This window comes from Pelomonas sp. BJYL3, from assembly GCF_027257975.1.
GTDB lineage: Bacteria > Pseudomonadota > Gammaproteobacteria > Burkholderiales > Burkholderiaceae_C > Roseateles_B > Roseateles_B flavus.
In genome coordinates, this window is the sequence record NZ_JANZKX010000006.1 from 145,250 (window position 1) to 157,396 (window position 12,147).

General features: G+C 68.0%; 10 protein-coding genes. 2 read left to right on the top strand and 8 right to left on the bottom strand.

What is annotated here, in order from left to right:
- Positions 1–16: 16 nt before the first annotated feature.
- Positions 17–1,294 (bottom strand): YihY family inner membrane protein, encoded by a 1,278-nt coding sequence (locus O9Y01_RS18090; protein WP_269633008.1) that lies wholly within the window; start codon positions 1,292–1,294, stop codon positions 17–19.
- A 19-nt stretch (positions 1,295–1,313) separates the two neighbouring features.
- Between O9Y01_RS18090 and O9Y01_RS18095 the strand changes: the two genes are divergently transcribed.
- Together O9Y01_RS18095 and O9Y01_RS18100 are read left to right on the top strand one after the other, a co-directional pair.
- Positions 1,314–1,733: a DUF2069 domain-containing protein gene (locus O9Y01_RS18095; RefSeq protein ID WP_269633009.1), complete on the top strand. Its 420-nt coding sequence runs from the start codon at positions 1,314–1,316 to the stop codon at positions 1,731–1,733.
- 18 nt (positions 1,734–1,751) lie between these two features.
- Positions 1,752–3,161 (top strand): FAD-binding oxidoreductase, encoded by a 1,410-nt coding sequence (locus O9Y01_RS18100; RefSeq protein WP_269633010.1) that lies wholly within the window; start codon positions 1,752–1,754, stop codon positions 3,159–3,161.
- A 15-nt stretch (positions 3,162–3,176) separates the two neighbouring features.
- On the opposite strand, the gene O9Y01_RS18105 is transcribed toward O9Y01_RS18100, so the two are convergent.
- The 7 genes from O9Y01_RS18105 to O9Y01_RS18135 form a co-directional block, all read right to left on the bottom strand.
- Complete coding sequence (locus O9Y01_RS18105) at positions 3,177–6,392, bottom strand: efflux RND transporter permease subunit (protein WP_269633011.1); 3,216 nt, start codon at positions 6,390–6,392, stop codon at positions 3,177–3,179.
- Positions 6,393–6,395: 3 nt separating this feature from the next.
- Entirely contained in the window at positions 6,396–7,553 is a 1,158-nt protein-coding gene (locus O9Y01_RS18110; RefSeq protein WP_269633012.1) for an efflux RND transporter periplasmic adaptor subunit, read from the bottom strand.
- A gap of 174 nt (positions 7,554–7,727) precedes the next feature.
- The gene (locus tag O9Y01_RS18115; RefSeq protein ID WP_269633013.1) at positions 7,728–8,240 is read right to left on the bottom strand and encodes a DUF1178 family protein; all 513 of its coding nucleotides are present in this window, start codon (positions 8,238–8,240) and stop codon (positions 7,728–7,730) included.
- 13 nt (positions 8,241–8,253) lie between these two features.
- Positions 8,254–8,874 carry an NUDIX domain-containing protein gene (locus O9Y01_RS18120; protein WP_442952769.1) on the bottom strand — a complete coding sequence of 207 codons (621 nt, stop codon included), beginning with the start codon at positions 8,872–8,874 and terminating at the stop codon, positions 8,254–8,256.
- Complete coding sequence (locus O9Y01_RS18125; protein ID WP_269633014.1) at positions 8,861–9,169, bottom strand: DUF2818 family protein; 309 nt, start codon at positions 9,167–9,169, stop codon at positions 8,861–8,863. The genes O9Y01_RS18120 and O9Y01_RS18125 overlap by 14 nt, the downstream gene beginning before the upstream one ends.
- 6 nt (positions 9,170–9,175) lie before the next feature.
- Positions 9,176–10,654, bottom strand: a complete 1,479-nt coding sequence (gene nuoN, locus O9Y01_RS18130) for an NADH-quinone oxidoreductase subunit NuoN (protein ID WP_269633015.1) — start codon at positions 10,652–10,654, stop codon at positions 9,176–9,178.
- A gap of 15 nt (positions 10,655–10,669) precedes the next feature.
- The gene (locus O9Y01_RS18135) at positions 10,670–12,142 is read right to left on the bottom strand and encodes an NADH-quinone oxidoreductase subunit M (protein ID WP_269633016.1); all 1,473 of its coding nucleotides are present in this window, start codon (positions 12,140–12,142) and stop codon (positions 10,670–10,672) included.
- Positions 12,143–12,147: the final 5 nt, after the last annotated feature.

Genomic DNA, 12,147 nt, shown 5'->3' on the forward strand with positions numbered 1-12,147 from the left:
AGCGAGGCCTGAGGAATCAGAGCAGCTCGGACAGGCGGATCTTCGTCCAGTCGCTGCGGGCCCACAGCAGGGCCAGCGATTCGCTGTGCTCGGCCAGCAGCGCCTTGATCAGGGGCGCGGCCGGCGTGTGGGTGGGCTCGCACAGCAGGGTCAGGCGCTGGGCGCCGGCTTCCTCGAGGCGGCCGACCAGGCTCATGCCGATGAGGGTGTCGACCACGGGCTCCAGCTGCAGCGCATCCACACGCAGCGCCGTGGCCAGGCTCAGGCTGCTGGCGCCGCCCTCGCCGGCGTCCCGCGAACGGCGCAGCTCGCGGATCACCTCCAGTGCCAGCTCGAAGGCCAGGCCCGGGGCGTCCCCTCGCCTGAGCATCTTGTGCGTGAGCGCCGGCGCGTTGGCCGCCAGGATGGCGCCCAGCAGCACGATGGCCCAGGCCACATAGATCCAGATCAGGAAGATGGGCACCGTCGCGAAGGCGCCGTAGAGCGTGGAGAACGTCGGCACCTGCTTGACGTACCAGGCCAGCAGGCCCTTGGCGAGCGTAAAGGCCACCGCCACGAAGACGCCGCCCAGGATGGCATGGCGCCAGCGCACATGGGTGTTGGGCACGTAGTGGAACAGCGCGGCCATGGCGGCGGCCAGCACGACGATGTCCATGCTGTTGAGCACCACCGAAAGGCCCTGGGGCAGCTTGTCCACCAGGCCCTGGCCGGCGGAGATGGCGTAGCTGGTGAGCGTGAGGCTGCCGCCCAGCAGCAGGGGGCACAGGGTCATGGCCGCCCAGTAGACCAGCACCCGCTGGGCGATGGGCCGCGGCTTCTTGACCCGCCAGATGGCGTTGAGCGTGCGGTCGATGGTGAGCATCATCGCGCTGGCCGAGAAGCCCAGGGCGATCAGGCCCACCACGCCCAGCTTGTTGGCCTTGGCCGCGAACTGCGTCAGCGAGGCCAGCACCGGCTTGGCGATGTTGGGCGGGATCAGGCTCTTGAGGAAGTACTTCTCCAGGGCCGCCTGGAAGGCCGAGAACATGGGGAAGGCGGTGAACAGGGCCAGCATCACCGTCAGCAGGGGCACCAGGGAGATCAGCGTGGTGAACGTGAGGCTGCCTGCGGTGAGGCCCAGGCGCTCTTCCTTGAATCGCACCTTGAAGGTCTGCAGGGTCTGCAGCCAGGGCCAGCTGATGAGTTCGTCGAAGAACTCATGGATCAGGGCGATGGGGTTGTGGCTGCGCCCCTCCAGGCGGCTGCCGTCCTGCGGGTGGGCCATGCGGCTCTCGTTGCGGCTCTCTTCACTCATGCTGGCTATGATGCCAGCCATGTCAAGCCACCCCACCGCCCCCCTGCCCCCGACGGACCGCGTCGCCCCCAGCGGCGCCGAGACGCTGTCGCGCAACCTGGCCTTCTACAGCCTGCTGGCGCTCTTCGTCCTGTGCCTGGCCTGGGAGCTGTGGCTGGCCCCTGTGGGCCGAGGCACCCTGGCCATCAAGGCCCTGCCCCTGCTCGTGCCCCTGGCCGGCCTGTGGCGCTACCGGCTCTACACCTTCCGCTGGCTGAGCCTCATGGTCTGGCTCTATGTGGCCGAGGGCCTGGTGCGCGCCACCAGCGACCGCGGGCTGTCCGTCTGGCTGGCCTGCCTGGAAGTGCTGCTGGGCGTGCTGATTTTCGTGGCCTGCTCGATGCAGGTGCGCCAGCGCCTGGCCGCGGCCCGGGCTGCCCATGCCCAGCCGGAGGCCTGAATGGACGAGGCGGCGCGCATGGCATTTCTCGCGCAGGCCCGCCAACTGATCGGTGCCGAGCAGTTGCTGGTCGGCGAAGGGCTGGACGCCTACGAGAAGGACTGGCGCAAGCGCTACGCCGGCCGCGCCCTGGCGGTGGCAAGACCTGGCACCACGGCCGAGGTGGCCGCGCTGCTCAGGCTCTGTGCGGTGCATGGGGTGAGCCTCGTGCCCCAGGGCGGCAACACCGGACTGGTCGGCGGCGGCGTGCCGGATGGCAGCGGGCAGCAGCTGCTGCTGTCCCTGCGCCGCCTGCGGCAGATCCGGCAGGTCGATCCGGCCAACCTGACCCTCACCGCCGAGGCCGGCTGCCTGCTGGCCGAGGTCCAGGCCGCGGCCAGTGCCGCCGGCCTGCTCTTCCCGCTGAGCCTGGGCGCCGAGGGCAGCTGCACCCTCGGCGGCAATCTGGCCACCAATGCCGGGGGCACCCAGGTGCTGCGCTATGGCAATGCGCGCGAGCTGTGCCTGGGCCTGGAGGTGGTGACGCCGCAGGGCGAGGTCTGGCAGGGCCTCAGCGGCCTGCGCAAGGACAACACCGGCTACGACCTGCGCGACCTCTTCATCGGCAGCGAGGGCACGCTGGGCGTGATCACCGCCGCCACGGTCAAGCTCTACCCCGCCCCGCAGGCCTGCATGACGGCGCTGGCGGCCTGCCCCACGCTGGACGCGGCCCTCGCGCTGCTCAAGCGCGCCCGGGCCCTGGCCGGTGCCACGCTCACCGGTTTCGAGCTGATCAGCCGTTTCTGCCTGCAGCTGGTGCGGCGCCATTTCCCGCAGATTCCCCAGCCCCTGGCCGACGACGCCGCCGCGCCCTGGGCTGTGCTGCTGGAGCTGTCCGACCACGAGGACGAGGCCCATGCCCGCCAGCTACTGGAGCGCATCCTCGGCGAAGCGCTGGAGGCCGGCGAGGCCCTGGATGCCGCGGTGGCTCAGTCCATGAGCCAGGCGCGGCAGCTGTGGCACCTGCGCGAGAGCATCCCGCTGGCGCAGAGCGAGGAAGGCCTCAACATCAAGCACGACATCGCCCTGCCCATCTCGGCCATCCCGGCCTTCGTGGCGGACTGCGAGGCCGCGCTGCAGGCCCACTGCCCCGGCGTGCGCCTGGTCTGCTTCGGCCACCTGGGCGATGGCAACCTGCACTTCAACGTGCAGGCGCCCGAGGGCCAGGACCCAGCCGCCTTCCTGCGCGCGCAGGAGCCGGCCATCAATGCGCTGGTCTACGAGCGGGTCCTGCAACGGGGCGGCTCCATCTCGGCCGAGCATGGCATCGGCCAGCTCAAGCGCGAGCAGCTCGCAATGACCAAGGACCCCGTGGCCCTGGCGCTGATGCGGCAAATAAAAAAGGCCCTGGATCCCCAGGGCCTCCTGAATCCGGGCCGGCTGCTCTGAGCCGGCCGGGCCGGGTCACTTGACGGGCTCGAAGGTGACCGCACCCCGGTTGCGCCACCATTGCAGCGGCTTGACGACCAGCAGGCGGTAGACGGCACGCACCATCACCAGGGCCAGCAGGGCCTCGACGAAGGTCAGCACAAAGGCCACGAAGGCGTTCCAGCGTTCAGCACGGCGACCGAACTTGGCGAACATGCGGTCTTTGGCGATCTCGATGCTGTCATAGAAGCTCGGCACCACCAGCAGCGTCAGCAGCGTCGAGGTGATGGTGCCGCCGATGATGGCCACGGCCATGGGGCGGTAGAACTCGCCGCCGTCGCCCACGCCGATGGCCACCGGCAGCATGCCGGCGATCAGCGCGAAGGTCGTCATCAGGATGGGGCGCAGGCGCTTGCGGCCGGCGTGCATCAGGGCCTCTTCACGGTCCATGCCCTCGGCCTCTTCCTGGCGTGCGGCGTCCAGCAGCAGGATGGCGTTCTTGGCCACCAGGCCCATGAGCATGATGATGCCGATGAAGCTCATCAGGTTCAGCGTGCCCTTGGTCAGCAGCAGGGCCACCACCACGCCGATCAGGGACAGCGGCAGCGACAGCATCACGCCCAGGGGCGCGGTGAAGGAGCCCATCTGCATCACGAGGATGAGGTACATCAGGCCCACGCCGCTGATCAGGGCGATGAACATGGCACCGAAGACCTCGGCCTGCGTCTCCGAGTCACCGCCCAGCTCCAGGCCGAAGCCCGGCGGGAAGTCGATGGCCTTGGCGATCTTCAGCGCGTCCTGCGTGACCTCGCCCGGCGAGCGGTCGTGGGCATTGGCCGAGACGGTGATCGTGCGCTTGCCGTTGGCATGCTCGATCTGCGCCGGGCCGCGGCCCATGCGGATGCTGGCGATCTGCTCCAGCGGCACCATGCGGTTGGTGCCGGTGACGGCCACGGGCAGGCGCTCGATGTTGCTGAGGTCCACGCGATCCTGCGGGTGCAGGCGCACGGCGACGTCACGGGTCTCTCCGGTGGGATCGACCCAGTCGCCCACCTCGACGCCGGCGAAGGCCACGCGCAGCGCCTGGGCGGCATCACCCACCGAGATGCCCAGCGAGTTGGCCAGGCCGCGGTTGAGCTCGATCTGCAGCTCGTCCTGCGGCGCCTGCTCGGACAGGCCCACGTCCACCGCGCCCTTGACCTCGCGCAGCTTGGCGATGAAGTCGTTGCTGATGTCCAGCAGGCGGCGGGCATCCGTGCCGTAGAACTGGATCTGCACCGGCTTCTGGCCGCCGTTGTTGAGGTTGGACTGCACCGTGTACTCGGCGCCGACCAGGCGCGAGATCTTGCCGCGCAGGTCAACGGCGATCTCCTCGGCGGAGCGCTTGCGGTCCTTGGCCTTGCCCAGGTCCACGTAAATGGTGCCGCCACTCACCGTCACGCGGCTGTTGGTGGCCACGGTCTCGGGGATGGTCCGGGCCAGGCCGGCCGCAGCCTCCAGCTTCAGCTTGGCGTACTCCAGGTTGGCGCTGGCGGGGGTGCGCACGTTGACCATCAGCATGCCGGCGTCAGACGAAGGCAGGAAGGTCGTGCCCAGGAACTTGGCGGCCAGCACGATGGCGCCGATCAGGCTGCCCACCGCAAAGGCGGCCATCCAGCGGCGGTGATGCAGGGCCCAGGCAATGACCTGGCCGTAGCGGTCGGACTGGTGGTCGAACCACTTGTTGAAGCGCTCCAGCACGCGGCCGATGCCCTTGCGCGGCGCGTCATGGGCATGCGGCGGATCACCCCAGTAGGCCGACAGCATGGGGTCCAGCGTGAAGGAGATCAGCAGGCTCACCAGCACCGAGGCCACGACGGTCAGGCCGAAGGGCCGGAACCATTCGCCCGACACCCCGGGCATGAAGCCCACGGGGATGAACACCGCCACGATGGAGAAGGTGGTGGCCGCCACCGCCAGGCCGATCTCGGCCGTGCCGTTCAGGGCCGCGGTGCGGCGGTCGGCGCCGCGCTCCATGTGGCGCACGATGTTCTCGCGCACCACGATCGCGTCGTCGATCAGCACGCCGATGGCCAGCGAGAGGCCCAGCAGGCTCATGAAGTTCAGCGTGAAGCCGCACAGCCACACGGCGATGAAGGCCGCGATCACCGAGGTGGGCAGGCTCAGCGCGGTGATCAGGGTCGAACGCCAGGAGTTCAGGAAGACGTAGACCACCGCGATGGTCAGGCCCGCACCGAAGACCAGGGCGTGGATGACGTTGTTGAGGTTCTCCTGCGATTCCTTGCCCTCGTCACGCGTGACCTCCAGCGTAGTGCCCTTGGGCAGGGTCGGGGCGATCTGGTCGACCAGCTTGCGCACCTCCTTGGCCACGGTCACGGTGGAGGAATCGCGCGAGCGCGTCACGGCAATGCCCACGTTGGGATGGCCGTTGCGCACGCTGAAGCTGCTCAGTTCTGCAAAGCCGTCCTCGATCTGGGCCAGCTGGCCCAGGCGGATGGACTCGTCACCATTGCGCTTGACCACCACCTGCTGGAAGTCCGCCGGGCGCTCGATGCGACCCTGCAGCCGGATGCTCTGGTCCTCCATGGCGCCGCGCACCTTGCCCACCGGCACCGAGATGTTCTGTGCGCGCAGGGCGGCGACGACGTCGGTCACCGAGACGTTGAACTCGCGCAGCTTCTCCGCGCGCAGCAGCACGCTCAGCTCGCGGTGCAGCGCGCCGTTGACGTTGACCGTGGCCACGCCGTTGATGGCGCGGAACTTGTCGGCCAGCTGGTCCTCGGCGATGTGGCTGATCTCGGCATGGCTCTGCGTGGTGGACGAGAGCGAGACCTGCATCACCGGCTGGGCCGAGACGTCGAAGCGCTGCAGCACGGGCTCGCGCATCTCGACCGGCAGCTTGTAGCGCACGGTGGCGATGGCGTTGCGCACGTCATCTGCGGCCTCGATCAGGTTCTTGCTGAAGTTGAAGATCAGCTGGAACTCGGCCAAGCCCTCGCGGGAGGTCGAGTAGACCTTGCGAACGCCGGAGAGGCCCTGCAGGGACTTCTCGATGCGATTGACCACCTCGCGCTCCACCGTGTCCGGCGAGGCGCCCGGGTAGGCGATGCTCAGGAAGAGCATGGGCTCCTGGACGTCGGGGATGGAGTTGACGCGCAGCTTGTTCAGCGCCATCAGGCCCAGGGCCATCAGCGAGATGATCACGACGATGGTCGCGATCGGCTTCTTGATGCTGAAGTTGGAAAGGAACATGGATCAGCCTCCTGCCACGGCGGCCGACGCAGCGGATGCCGCCGGTGCCTTGGCCAGCTCGACCGCCTGGCCGTCCTTGAGCGTGCTGGTCGGCTTGCGCAGCACCATGTCGCCCTTGCTGAGCCCTGCGGTCACCGCGACCTGACCGGTGCGGGTGTCGCGCTCGCCCAGCTTCAGGGCCACCTTGGACAGTTTGCCGTCCTTGATGCGCCAGGCATGGGCCTGGTCCCCGGCCCGCACGATGGAGGCCTCCTCGAGCATCAGCGCCTCGGAGGAGCGGGCCTCGACATTGCCTTCGGCGTAGAGGCCGGCAGCCTGCGGCTTCTCGCCCTCGCCCAGGTCCACCAGGACCTCGACCTGACGGGTCGTGGCATTGGCTGCCACATCGATGCGCTTGATCTTGCCCTGGAACTGCTTGGTGCCGTAGCCGTTCACCCGGAAGTGCACGCCCTGCCCCAGCTTCAGCTCCGCCAGCTTGTCGGCCGAGACCAGGCCCTCGAAGCGCAGGCTGTGCGGATCGATGACCTTGACCAGCTCCTTGCCCATCTGCGCGGTGTCACCCGGCGAGACCTTGCGGTCGCTGACCACGCCGTCGAAGGGGGCGCGGACCTCGGTGCGCTGCAGCTGCTGGCGGGCCGTGACCACGCGGGCCTTGGCGGCGACCAGATCGCTCTGCGCGTTGTTGCGGCGCATCTCGGCGTCCTCCAGCCCCTGCATGGAGGTCATGCCCTGGGATTGCAGCGTCTTCTGGCGCTGCAGCTGGCGTTCGGCCTGCTCGAAGCTCTGGGCGGAGGCGCGGGCCGCTTCCTCGGCGGAGGTGAGGCTGTCGCGGATCGCGGTGTCGTCCAGGCGCACCAGCAGGTCGCCCTTGCGCACCGCCTCGCCGTTCTCCTTCAGGACCTGCAGCACCACGGCCGAGACCTCGGCCCGCAGGTCGGCCCGGCGCTCGGGCTGGATGGATCCGGTGATCACGGGGCCCGAGGCCTGTGCGCTGAGACCCAGGTCTCGGACGTCTTCCTTGGCGAGCAGCAGGGGCGCCGTGGCGCGCTGCTCGGCCACATCGGCCTTGGGGCCCTTGCCGCAGGCGCTGAGCAGGGCGGCAGAGAGAACGAGCAGGGCCAGGCCATGGCCGGACGGAACGATGCGTTGCTTCTTGTTCATGATGGCTTGCGGGAGATCAATCGCCGGAGCATAGGCCCGGTCCGGGTTACATCCGCTGGTCATGGTGCCCGAAGAAGGGACAAGCCGTCGCGGACTTGCGACGAATGGCAGGGCGGGACGGCTGTCCGGCATGTATCGACGCCGGACGGCGTCAGCCGGCGAGACCGCCCGCGCTCAGTGGAGCTCGCCCTCCGCGCCGGGTGGCAGCAGCAGAGGCAGCAGCTCGATACCCTCTTCCCTCAGCGCCCTGGCTTCCTCGGGCTGTGTGCGTCCGCGAATCGCACGCTCCTCTGCTTCGCCGTAGTGGATGCGGCGGGCTTCCTCGGCAAAACGCTCGCCGACGTCCTCGCTGTGACGGGCGAGCTCGCGGGACGCGGCCATCCACAGCGACTGCAGGGCCTCGCGAGCCTCGGCCTCGGTCGGGCGCCCTGCCACGCATGCAGCCGCAGCCGTGGCCGCGTCTTCTGGCGGGCAGGCCGGCGCAGGCGGCGGGGTGGTGAGGGCCTTGCCGGCGCGCAGATGGGACACATTGAGCCGCGGCGCGGAGGGCCGTCGCTCCACGCGCGAGGAACCGCACACCGGGCAGCTCAGCAGGCCGCGGGACTGCTGCTCGCTGCAGTCGGCGGAGGAGCCGAACCAGCCTTCGAAGACATGGTCGGCCTCGCAGGCCAGGTTCAGCACCACCATGGTCGGGTGCCTCTCAGGCGGGCGCCGTCTGCCAGTCCAGCGCCCAGGCGCCCTGGCGCCAGCGCTGCAGCCACAGCAGGCCGATGAGGGTCTTGGCGTCGGTGACTTCACCCCGGCGGCAGGCCTCGTCCAGCGCATCCGTCGTCATGCCGAGGCACTCGACGAACTCGCCGGCATCCAGCTGGGCAGGGCCCGGGCTGAGCTGGCGGGCAAAGTAGATGTGGATGCCTTCGTCGGAGTAGGCGATGGCGTTGTGCAGCACGCCGGCATAGGCCCACTGCGCCGCGCTGTAGCCAGTTTCCTCGCGCAGCTCACGGATCGCACAGGCCAGCGGGCTCTCCTGCGGGTCCAGCTTGCCGGCGGGAAACTCCAGCATCACGCGGCCCATGGGATAGCGGTACTGGCGCTCCAGCAGCAGCTGCTCGTCGTCCAGCAGCGGCACGACCATCACGGCGCCGGGATGGCGGATGTACTCGCGGACGGCCTCTCGGCCATCGGGCAGGCGCACCACGTCGCGCTGCACCTTGAGGAAGCCGCCCTGGTAGACCTCGCGGCCGTCCAGGCGGATCTCGCGCAGGCCGGCATCGGGATCGGTGCCCTCAGCTGGGGCGCGCTGGTCCTCAGGCTTGCTCACGGTGCTTCTTCAGGTAGCGCCAGACGAAGCCCGGGAAGGCCAGCGTCAGGAACAGGCAGGCTGCGGCGGCATAGAACTCCCAGCCTTGCGGCTGGCGCTGGCCGACGCGCGCCTCCAGCCCCATGCCCAGCGCCAGGGTGAGCAGCGCCATCAGCAGCAGCTCCAGCAGCCGCCACCAGCCCGACTTCATCGGATCAGGGCGGCCCACGATCAGGATTCGCTGGCTCAGGAAAGGTGCGTTGGCCGCCAGGACGGCGACCAGCAGCACCAGCCAGGCGGCGGCGGATTGGTTCACGGGCGATCAGTTGGCCAGGGTCTTCACGGCCACGACGCACATCGTGAGCAGACCGTCGGGCATCAGGCCGAAGAGCACCACCGCGATGCCGTTGAGGGACATGACCAGGCGTGCATCCGCCGGGGCGCTGAGGGCGCCACGCTCGGAGGGCTCGTCGAAGAACATGACCTTGATGACGCGCAGGTAGTAGAAGGCGCCGATCAGCGACAGCACCACGGCACCGATGGCCAGCTTGATGTACAGCGGGTCATTGGTGGCGATCATGGCCTGCAGCACGGCCAGCTTGGCGTAGAAGCCGGCGGTCGGCGGGATGCCGGCCAGCGAGAACATGAAGATGGTCATCACCAGCGCATACCAGGGGCTGCGCTTGGCCAGGCCGGCGAAGTCGACGATCTGCTCAGACTCATGCCCCTGACGGGCCATCAGCATGATCAGGCCGAAGGTGCCCAGCGTGGTCAGCACATAGGTGACCACGTAGAACAGCGCCGAGCTGTAGGCATTGGCGGCCGACAGCGTGTTGCCGTTGACCACGCCCGAGGCCAGGCCCAGCAGCATGAAGCCCATCTGCGCGATGGTCGAATAGGCCAGCATGCGCTTGAGGTTGCTCTGGGCAATGGCGGCCAGGTTGCCGATCACCAGCGAGACCACGGCCAGCACCAGCAGCATCTGCTGCCAGTCCACGGCCAGGCCCAGCATGCCGTCGACCAGCAGGCGGATGGTGATGCCGAAGGCGGCCAGCTTGGGCGCGCCACCGATCAGCAGCGTGGCGGCCGTGGGGGCGCCCTGGTAGACGTCGGGGACCCACATGTGGAAAGGTGCGGCGCCCAGCTTGAAGGCCAGGCCGGCGACGATGAAGACCACGCCGAAGACCAGCACGGACGGATTGGGAGCACCGCTGCTCACCACCTGCAGCACGGTCGGGATGGTCAGCGAGCCGGTGGCACCGTACATCATGGACATGCCGTACAGCAGGAAGCCGCTGGCCAGCGCACCCAGGACGAAGTACTTCATCGCAGCCTCGGTCGAGACGGCATGGTCACGGCGCAGGGCCACCAGCGCGTACAGCGACAGGCTCATCAGTTCCAGGCCAAGGTAGATGACCAGGAAGTTGTTGGCCGAGACCATGATGCTCACGCCCAGGTAGGACAGCAGGCTCAGCGTGAACAGCTCGCCCTTGAGCATCTCGCGCGGGGCCGCATAGGGTCGCGCATAGACCAGGGTGATCATCACTGCGATGCCGGCCACGGCCGACAGCAGATGGCTCAGAGGATCCACCACCACCATGCCCTGCATGGCGAAGACCTCGGCACCGCCGTAGAAGGCGTTGAAGTGCAGCAGGGACACCAGGGCCAGCGTCAGCTGGGTCAGCCAGTAGGTGGGCGTGCGGCGCTCGTCCTTGACGAAGAGATCCACCAGGGCCACCAGGCAGGACAGGCCCAGCAGCAGGATCTCCGGGGTCACCGCGTTCCAGTTCATGTCATTCATTTTTCAGCGGCCCTCTTATTGCAGCTTGGACACGGCCACATGCTTCAGCAACTCGGTGACCGAGGCATGCATCACGTCGGTGAAGGGCTTGGGATAGACACCCATCCACAGCACCGCCACGGCCAGCACGGCCAGCATCAGGAACTCACGGCCATTGATGTCGGTGAGGCCACGCACGTTGTCGTTGGTGACGGCGCCGAAGTAGACGCGCTTGTACATCCACAGCGTGTAGGCCGCGCCGAAGACCAGGGCGGTCGCCGCAATGGCGCCCAGCCAGAAGCTGTACTTCACCGTGCCGAGGATGACCATCCACTCGCCCACGAAACCGCCGGTCGCCGGCAGGCCGCAGTTGGCCATGGCGAACAGCAGGGCGAAGGCAGCGAACTTGGGCATGGTGTTGACCACGCCGCCGTAGGCCGCAATCTCACGCGAATGCACGCGGTCGTAGAGCACACCGATCGAGAGGAACATGGCGCCCGACACGAAGCCGTGCGAGATCATCTGCACGATGGCGCCCGAGACGCCCAGCTCGTTGAAGATGAAGAAGCCCAGGGTCACGAAACCCATGTGCGCGATGGACGAGTAGGCCACCAGCTTCTTCATGTCCTTCTGCACCAAGGCCACCAGGCCGATGTAGACCACGGCGATCAGCGACAGCGCGATGATGAACCACGCGTACTCACGCGCGGCATCCGGCGCGATGGGCATGGAGAAGCGCAGGAAGCCGTAGGCGCCCAGCTTCAGCATGATGGCAGCCAGCACCACGGAACCGCCGGTGGGCGCTTCCACGTGGGCGTCCGGCAGCCAGGTGTGCACCGGCCACATCGGCACCTTCACCGAGAAGGCGGCGAAGAAGGCGAAGAACAGCAGGGTCTGCGCGTCCAGCGGCAGGGGCAGCTTGTGCCAGGCCTGGATGTCGAAGCTGCCGCCGCTCTTCAGGTACAGGTACAGCAGCGCGATCAGCATTAGCAGCGAGCCGGCCAGCGTGTACAGGAAGAACTTGAAGGCCGCATACACGCGACGCGGGCCACCCCAGACGCCGATGATGATGTACATCGGGATCAGGGTCGCCTCGAAGAACACGTAGAACAGCATGCCGTCCAGGGCCGAGAACACGCCGACCATCAGGCCGGACAGCACCAGGAAGGCGCCCATGTATTGGTTGACGCGGTGCTCGATCACCTCCCAGGCCGCCAGCACCACGATGATGGTGATGAAGGCCGTGAGCGGCACGAACCACATGGAGATGCCATCCACACCCAGGTGGTAGTGGATGTTGAAGCGCTCGATCCAGTAGAAGTTCTCCACGAACTGCATGGCAGCCGTGTCGACCTTGAAGCCGGTGATGAGCGGGAGGGTGACGGCAAAGCTCGCGATGGCGGCCACCAGGGCCAGCCAGCGCACCGTCTTGGCCTGGTCGTCGCGACCCAGGGCCAGCAGGATGAGACCGCTGACGATGGGCAGCCAGATGGAAAGACTCAGCAACATTCTTT